The following is a 6746-nucleotide window of genomic DNA, read 5'->3' on the forward strand; positions in this document are numbered from 1 at the left end:
CGAATCGGTCAGCGCCAGCGTGATCTTTGGGGGCGGCATGGCGGTGCTGGGCATTTTCCTGGTGAACCGCGTCAAGGTCTGAGGCGAAACAAGGAAAAATGCACTCCAGCCCGCGAAACAACTCCGTGAATCACTATCAAAACAGTAGCAAATCCCTGTAGTAATCGCTTAGGCAGCTGCGCGTTTGAAAAACATCTCAGCACTGGCCAAGGCGGTCAGATCTGACTGCACCGCGTCCGGCGGCCCACCCTTGCCCCACAGCGTGCCGCCAAATTCCATGGCGAGGAAACGCGCGCACAACTGGGTGGAATCGATCATGGGCTGCGCCTTGGCCCGGTCACCACTGGTGGTGATCAGGTACAGACGCTTCTTGGCCATCTCTTCCTTGAATGGCAGGCCCTCAATCCGCATCCAGGCGCTCCAGTGATCCAGGTAGGTCTTCAGGGTACTGGGAAAGCTGAACCAGTAAACCGGCGCCACCAGCACCAGATCGGTACAGGCCATCGTGGCGTCCAGCAGATCACGCGCCGCACCCTGAGGCCAGGGATAGCTGCCCACGGTGTGGCGCTGGTCCACAAATTCCGGCAACTGCAAACCGGCCAGCCGCTTCCAGGTTTGCTGACTGTCGGCCGGCAGGCTGGCCGCGGCGCGCCTGGCCAACCACTCGGTATTGCCGATCTGACCGGGTTCACGGTTGGAGGCCATGAGAAAAAGGAAATGAGACATCTGGGTTTATGAAAGAGAAGTTGTTTGGCAAGCAGGTTCGCGTCCCAGCTACACCACCTCCAGCGCCAGCAGCTCCGCCACTGTCTGGCGCCGCCGGATCAGCCGGGGCTGGCCGTTTTCCACCAGCACCTCAGGGATCAGCGGTCGGGTGTTGTAGTTGGAGGACATCGACGCACCGTAGGCCCCAGTGTCATGCAACACCAGCAGGTCGCCGACCTGGGCGGGAGGCAAGGCGCGTTGCAGCACCACACCGCCTTCACCCTGGGTGAACACGTCGCCCGACTCACACAGCGGGCCGCCGACCACGGTGTCTTGCGGCGCGCCGGTGGCGGGGCTGCCATCGGCGTGGATGATTTCCATGCCATGGAAGGCCCCGTACATGCTGGGGCGCATCAGGTCGCTGAAACCGGCATCGACCATCACAAACGGGTTGCGGCCCATTTGTTTGGTGGCGCGCACCTCGGCCACCAGCACGCCGGATTCGGCCACCAGGTAGCGACCCGGCTCAATCTCCAGCGTGACCGGGTGGCCCAGCAGACTGGCGATTTGCGTGCGGGCCGCGTCCCACAGGCTGAAGTAGTGCGCGGTGTCAATCGTCGGCGCATCGGCCTGGTAGGGGATCGACAAGCCGCCCCCGGCGGAGATGGCCGCCAGATCCAGGCCCTGGGCTTTAACCGTTTCCACCAGCTTGACCATGGCGCCGCACACTTCCTGCAAATGTGCGTAGTCCACGCCGGAGCCAATGTGCATGTGTATGCCCATCAGCGTCAGGCCGTTGGCACGCACACGCTCGCAGGCCAGCGGCAGGTCGGCGTGCCAGATGCCGTGTTTGCTGTGTTCGCCGCCGGTGTTGGTTTTGTTGCTGTGGCCGTGGCCAAAGCCGGGGTTGATGCGCAGCCACACCGGGTGGCCGGGGCTGACCGCGCCAAGCTGGTCCAGCATGTCAATCGAGCCGCAGTTCACCGGTACGCCCAGCTCGGCCACGCGGGCCAGGGTGGCGCGGTCCAGCAAGTCGGCGGTGAAAACGATTTCGGCATGGCCGTGATGCACGCCGGGGGTGAACCCTGCGGCCAGCGCGCGCTCGATCTCGCCCAGCGACACAGAGTCAACCATCACGCCCAGGCGTTTCATCAGCTTGAGGATGTGGGTGTTGGAGTTGGCCTTTTGGGCAAAACGGATCACGTCAAACTGGCGCAGGTTGGCGACTTGGCGCTCAATGGTGGCGGCGTCATAAACCCACAAAGGGGTGCCGTGGGTGTGGGCCAAGCTGGCCAGGGTGGAGGGAGTAAAGGGGTTCATGGGGCGATCATGCCCGGGTAAACCCATTCAATCAATGCCGATTTGTTGAACCAACGATTCACCACGGATATAGTTAACCCATGCAACCCACCCCGTCCCCCCCAGCCCTCACCCACCGCCAACTGACCATGTTCCGCGCCATCATGCTGCACGGCAACCTGAGCCGCGCGGCCGAGGTGTGCGCCTCCAGCCAGCCCACGCTGAGCCGCGAGCTGGCCCGGCTGGAGCAGTTGCTGGGCTTTGACCTGTTTGACCGGGTGCGTGGCCGCCTGCGCCCCACGGTGCGGGCGCTGGCGCTGATGCAGGAGGTGGAACGCTCGTTTGTCGGCCTGGAGCAGATCGCCGCGCGCGCCCAGGAATTACGCCTGCAAGCCACCGGGCGCTTGCGGCTGGCCTGCCTGCCGGCGCTGGCGCATGCGCTGGTGCCGCAAGCCCTGGTGCACTTTGCAAAAGTCTTGCCACAGGCTTCGGTCAGCGTCCACCCGGAAGAATCGCCCTGGCTGGAGCAGGCCATGAGTGAGCAGCGCTTTGATCTGGGTTTGAGCGAAACCGCTGAGGCCCCCGCCGGGGTCACGCTGCAGCCCATTCTGCAGGTGAACGAAGTGGCGGTGCTGCCCACCGGCCACCGTCTGTGCCAAAAAACCGTGCTGACCCCGCAAGACTTTGAGGGCGAACGTTTTATCAGCCTGGCCGCCGGTGACAGTTACCGGGCGCAGATTGACCAGATGTTTGCGACCGCCCAGGTCACCCGCCAAACCTGCCTGGAAACCGCCAGCGCGGTGGCGGTGTGCGCCATGGTGCGCCAGGGGCTGGGCCTGGCCATCGTCAACCCACTGACCGCGCTGGCCATGGCCGGGCCCGATCTGGTGGTGCGCCCCCTGAGCGTGGCGATTGCCTTCAAGGTGAGCCTGCTGCTGCCCGAAGTGGCCGCGCCGCACCCGCTGCGCCCGGCGCTGGTGGCGGCCGTGAAAGCGGCGGCGCAGGAGCTCGACCTCCCCTGACACCCTGTGCCGTCTGGCCACTGCACCCCGTGAAGACCGGAATTGGCCTGCCTTTCACCGCCCTTTTGCGCCAACACCTGGATCACAGGCGCGCACACTGTGTGTCAGGACATTCCAGGCAATGCCGACGTGTCACCGAAGGAGTGATGATCATGCAAGTTCACACCACACCCATGCGCACGGGTTACGGGGCCGCCCCGCTGCCCGACGACCGCCTGGTGATGCTGGAAGAAGTTGACTTCAAATGGCTGATGGCGGGCCTGGGCTGGTGGATTGACACCGACCGCCTGCACAACGACCGTTCTTACGCCATCCACCTGCTGGACTTGGTGGAAAGTACAGGGTCTGACGTGCTGAAAGGCTGCGCCGCCCTGCTGCGGGCGCAGGGCGGGAATGTTGTTCATGAGCACCATTGAAAACGGGTTCGCCCCAATCGGGTTAGGCGACCGGGCGGCGCAGTGCCAGCAAGGCCGCACCGAAGGAGATGAAGACCGAGCCCACAACACGGTTGATCCACTTGACAAAGTTCGGCTTCACCAACAAGGACCTGGCCCGCCCAGCCAGCAGCGCGTAACCCGTTAGCGTGATGAACGACAAGGCCATGAAGATGCCAGTGAGGACAAAAAACTGCGGCAGCAGAGGGGCCGCCGCGTTGACGAATTGGGGAAACAGTGCGGTGAAGAACAGAATCGGTTTGGGATTGGTCGCGGCCAGAAGAAAGCCCTCGCGATACAGTCGGCGTGGACTGGAGCTTGTGTCACCCGCAGAAAGCACGGAGGGCGTACTCACCACCGAGCTTCGGCCCAGCAGGTGGCGCAAACCCACATAAAACAGGTAGAACGCCCCCAGCACCTTGACGGCCCCAAACAGAAGCGCCGACGACATCAGCAGCACCCCCAGCCCGAGCATGGCCGTCGCAGAGAGGACAAAAATCCCCGTGATGTTGCCCAGAGAAGACCAGAGAGTTGCACGCACGCCAAATGCCGCACCATTGCGCAGTGCCAGAAGAATGGCCGGACCAGGGCTGACAATCGCCAGCCAGGCGACCGCCGTGTAGCTCAAAATCGTTTCAATCGTCATCACCATATCTCCGGTTGAAAGTAAAACACCACCAGACGAGTATCACTGATCAACAATCACCAAGCTGCCGTAACTCCCCGGAGCGACGGCATGGGCTTGGCCCGCAGGCACGATGACCAGCTCACCGGCTTGCACACTGATCACTGCACCTGCCACCTCCAGCTGCATTACCCCGCTGATGACCAGCAGCGCTTCGTCGAAATCGTGGACTTCGCTGGGGTACGCCGCGCCATCCATGCGCAGCACCTTGATATTGGCCCCGGCGGCTTGACCGAGGATGGAAGAGTGCCAGGCCACGGGCAAGTGCTCGGCCAGCAGGGGGAGGTTGATTTTGTTCACGCGGTGATGGTACAGCCCACCACCCCGCACTTCCGTCGGCACGGACGACGCCATCTTCACACACGTACCTGCATCTGAAAAGCTTGTGTGACTTCGCCTGACTCAGTCCAGATGTGGATCAGCAAAGCGCTGCCAGCTGATGCAGCGCACGCTGGCATTTTCTGCCTCAACCCGGATACGCCGAATACTGATCCGCCACCGCCCACCAGCGCCCCTGTTCGCGCACAAAAAAGAACAGATCACGCCCGCCCATCTCAATGCGCTGGCCACCCATGGTGAAGGCCATGTCAAAGTAGTAGCTGACCACGGCAGACTCGCCATAGACCTGGATCAGCGGCTCGGTCTCAGTCCAGTGGTGGATGGTGGCGGCCTGGGCAAAACCTTTCCAGCCCGCCAGGCACTCGGCTTGGCCCAGGCGGCGCAGCCGGTCAGTGGCGGTGATGGCCACCATATTGGGGTGAAAGAAGTTCACCAGATCGTCGGGGTTGCCTTGGGTCCAGGCATCGTTCATGGCGCGTACCGTGCGCCAGATGTCTTGTTGAGTCGGGGTGCCAAAGTGAGGGGCCATGGGTTTCCTTGAAGGGTGAAGAAGACCGCCATGGTGCGCGTTGGAGGGGCTGGTGTGAAGTGGCAGAATTGCCAAAAAACAAGGGCAAACATGCCAAACCACAGCATTGCACTGTTGATCGAACCCGGCTCCACCCTGTCCAGCGTCATGACCTCGCTGGACATGATGAGCATTGCCCGGCGCTACCCGCAGGCGCAGGATTGCCGGGTGGATGTACTGTCCACCGCCGGCGGCCCGGTGGCGCTGGCCCATGGGGTGCAGGTGCAGACACAAGCCTTGCCGCAAACGCTGGCCAACTACGCCGCCGTCATCCTGCCCGGCTTTTTGGCCGAAGACCTGGCTACGCTGACGCAGCAGTTGCACAGCGTCTGGCAGCCGGTGCTGGATCGGCTGCCCACGGTGCGAGCGGATGCATTGCTGGCAGCCAGTTGTTACGGCACCTTTGTGCTGGCTGAAAGTGGCTTGCTTGACGGCTGCGCGGCCACCACCACCTGGTGGCTGCAAGCGGCGTTTACTGCAGCCTACCCACGCGTCCAGCTCGATGCCGACCGGGCGCTGGTGGACGGCGGGCGGGTGCTCACCGCCGGGGCCATGACGGCGCACACCGATTTGTCGCTGCATGTGTTGCGCCGCCTGTTTGGCGCGGCGCTGGCGCGCAGTGTCGGCGGCATCATGCTGGTGGACGGGGCCAGAACTTCACAACGGCCCTTCATGGCCTTGACGCGCCACTTTGCCGACCCGCTGGCGCAGCAGGCCGCCGACTGGCTGGCCCAGCACTACCGCCAGCCCTGCACCTGCGACGAACTGGCCGCAGCCCTGCACGTGAGCTACCGCACGCTGCACCGGCGTTTTCAGGCGGCGGTGGGCATGGCGCCGCTGGCCTATTTGCAAGCGCTGCGGGTGGAGCAGGCCAAGGTGCTGCTGGAGGACAGCCGCATGAGTCTGGCGCAGATTGTGGAAGGTGTCGGCTACAGCGATGTGTCTGCGTTTCGCCAGTTGTTCACCCGTACCGCCGGGTTGAGCCCGGCGCAATACCGGGAGCGGTTTCGGCATCCGCCTGTCCTGAACCCGTCAACTTGATCAAAACTTGATCGAATAGCGACAATGCTTGCGCGGCACAGAACAGCACGTCAACACCTGCCCCAGCACAATAAAACCTTCTTCATTTGACAAGGTTGACCTCATGAAAATCGCCTCCTTCTGCCACACATTGATCGCGTGCCTGACCCTGTCTGGTGCCATCACCGTCCAGGCCGCCGAGTTCAAAGTGGAGACCGACAGCCAGCTGGATGGCCGTTTCCCCAATGCTCAATTTGCCAACGGTTTTGGCTGCCAGGGTGGCAATGTCTCACCACACATCCGCTGGCAAGGTGCACCGGCAGACACCAAAAGCTTTGTCGTCACCGTGTATGACCCGGATGCCCCCACCGGCTCGGGCTGGTGGCACTGGGTGCTGGCCGATCTGCCCGCCAGCGTGCATGAGCTGCCCCTGGGCGCAGGCAGTGAGCCCGGCCAATTGCCCGCCGGTGCGGTGCAGTTCAAGCACGATGGTGGTCAGGCCGGCTACCTGGGGGCGTGCCCGCCAGTGGGGCAAACCCACCGCTACGTGATCACCGTGCACGCCTTGAAAGTGGCCAAGCTTGACCTGCCAGCGAGCGCCTCGCCGGCGCTGGTGGGCTTCATGAGTTACGTCAACGGCCTGGGCAAGGCCAGCACCACGGTGCTGGCGGGGC

Annotated in this window: 9 protein-coding genes; 4 read left to right on the forward strand and 5 right to left on the reverse strand. The window is 63.3% G+C overall.

The annotated features are described in order from the left end of the window. Positions 1 to 168: 168 nt before the first annotated feature. Positions 169 to 705: an NAD(P)H-dependent oxidoreductase gene (locus PHW99_RS17570; RefSeq protein ID WP_300180701.1), complete on the reverse strand. Its 537-nt coding sequence runs from the start codon at positions 703 to 705 to the stop codon at positions 169 to 171. Between the two features lie 69 nt (positions 706 to 774). After that, positions 775 to 2025 (reverse strand): diaminopimelate decarboxylase, encoded by a 1251-nt coding sequence (lysA, locus tag PHW99_RS17575; RefSeq protein WP_300180703.1) that lies wholly within the window; start codon positions 2023 to 2025, stop codon positions 775 to 777. Between the two features lie 80 nt (positions 2026 to 2105). Here lysA and PHW99_RS17580 point away from each other — a divergent pair, with 80 nt between their 5' ends. Together PHW99_RS17580 and PHW99_RS17585 are read left to right on the forward strand one after the other, a co-directional pair. Then, positions 2106 to 3026 (forward strand): LysR family transcriptional regulator, encoded by a 921-nt coding sequence (locus tag PHW99_RS17580; RefSeq protein ID WP_300180706.1) that lies wholly within the window; start codon positions 2106 to 2108, stop codon positions 3024 to 3026. Between the two features lie 152 nt (positions 3027 to 3178). After that, positions 3179 to 3442, forward strand: coding sequence for a hypothetical protein (locus PHW99_RS17585; RefSeq protein ID WP_300180709.1), 264 nt, complete (start codon positions 3179 to 3181; stop codon positions 3440 to 3442). A 22-nt stretch (positions 3443 to 3464) separates the two neighbouring features. Here the strand turns inward: PHW99_RS17585 and PHW99_RS17590 are convergent, their stop codons facing one another. The 3 genes from PHW99_RS17590 to PHW99_RS17600 all read right to left on the reverse strand — a co-directional run bounded on the left by PHW99_RS17590 (position 3465) and on the right by PHW99_RS17600 (position 5013). Further along, positions 3465 to 4106: a LysE family translocator gene (locus tag PHW99_RS17590; RefSeq protein WP_300180712.1), complete on the reverse strand. Its 642-nt coding sequence runs from the start codon at positions 4104 to 4106 to the stop codon at positions 3465 to 3467. Between the two features lie 42 nt (positions 4107 to 4148). Next, positions 4149 to 4445 carry a cupin domain-containing protein gene (locus PHW99_RS17595; protein WP_300180715.1) on the reverse strand — a complete coding sequence of 99 codons (297 nt, stop codon included), beginning with the start codon at positions 4443 to 4445 and terminating at the stop codon, positions 4149 to 4151. A 166-nt stretch (positions 4446 to 4611) separates the two neighbouring features. Continuing rightward, positions 4612 to 5013, reverse strand: coding sequence for a nuclear transport factor 2 family protein (locus PHW99_RS17600; RefSeq protein WP_300180718.1), 402 nt, complete (start codon positions 5011 to 5013; stop codon positions 4612 to 4614). A gap of 90 nt (positions 5014 to 5103) precedes the next feature. Here PHW99_RS17600 and PHW99_RS17605 point away from each other — a divergent pair, with 90 nt between their 5' ends. Together PHW99_RS17605 and PHW99_RS17610 are read left to right on the forward strand one after the other, a co-directional pair. After that, positions 5104 to 6093, forward strand: a complete 990-nt coding sequence (locus PHW99_RS17605) for a helix-turn-helix domain-containing protein (protein ID WP_300180721.1) — start codon at positions 5104 to 5106, stop codon at positions 6091 to 6093. Between the two features lie 103 nt (positions 6094 to 6196). Next, positions 6197 to 6746: YbhB/YbcL family Raf kinase inhibitor-like protein (locus PHW99_RS17610; protein WP_300180724.1), on the forward strand; the 550-nt coding region annotated here is incomplete at its 3' end.

The organism is Rhodoferax sp., assembly GCF_028689305.1.
Lineage (GTDB): Bacteria > Pseudomonadota > Gammaproteobacteria > Burkholderiales > Burkholderiaceae_C > Rhodoferax.

Bases quoted from the DNA above. Each gene is read 5' to 3' on its own strand.
- lysA (WP_300180703.1), bottom strand. From the start codon at position 2,025: ATGAACCCCTTTACTCCCTCCACCCTGGCCAGCTTGGCCCACACCCAC.
- PHW99_RS17585 (WP_300180709.1), top strand. From the start codon at position 3,179: ATGCAAGTTCACACCACACCCATGCGCACGGGTTACGGGGCCGCCCCG.
- PHW99_RS17570 (WP_300180701.1), bottom strand. From the start codon at position 705: ATGGCCTCCAACCGTGAACCCGGTCAGATCGGCAATACCGAGTGGTTG.
- PHW99_RS17580 (WP_300180706.1), top strand. From the start codon at position 2,106: ATGCAACCCACCCCGTCCCCCCCAGCCCTCACCCACCGCCAACTGACC.
- PHW99_RS17600 (WP_300180718.1), bottom strand. From the start codon at position 5,013: ATGGCCCCTCACTTTGGCACCCCGACTCAACAAGACATCTGGCGCACG.
- PHW99_RS17590 (WP_300180712.1), bottom strand. From the start codon at position 4,106: ATGACGATTGAAACGATTTTGAGCTACACGGCGGTCGCCTGGCTGGCG.
- PHW99_RS17605 (WP_300180721.1), top strand. From the start codon at position 5,104: ATGCCAAACCACAGCATTGCACTGTTGATCGAACCCGGCTCCACCCTG.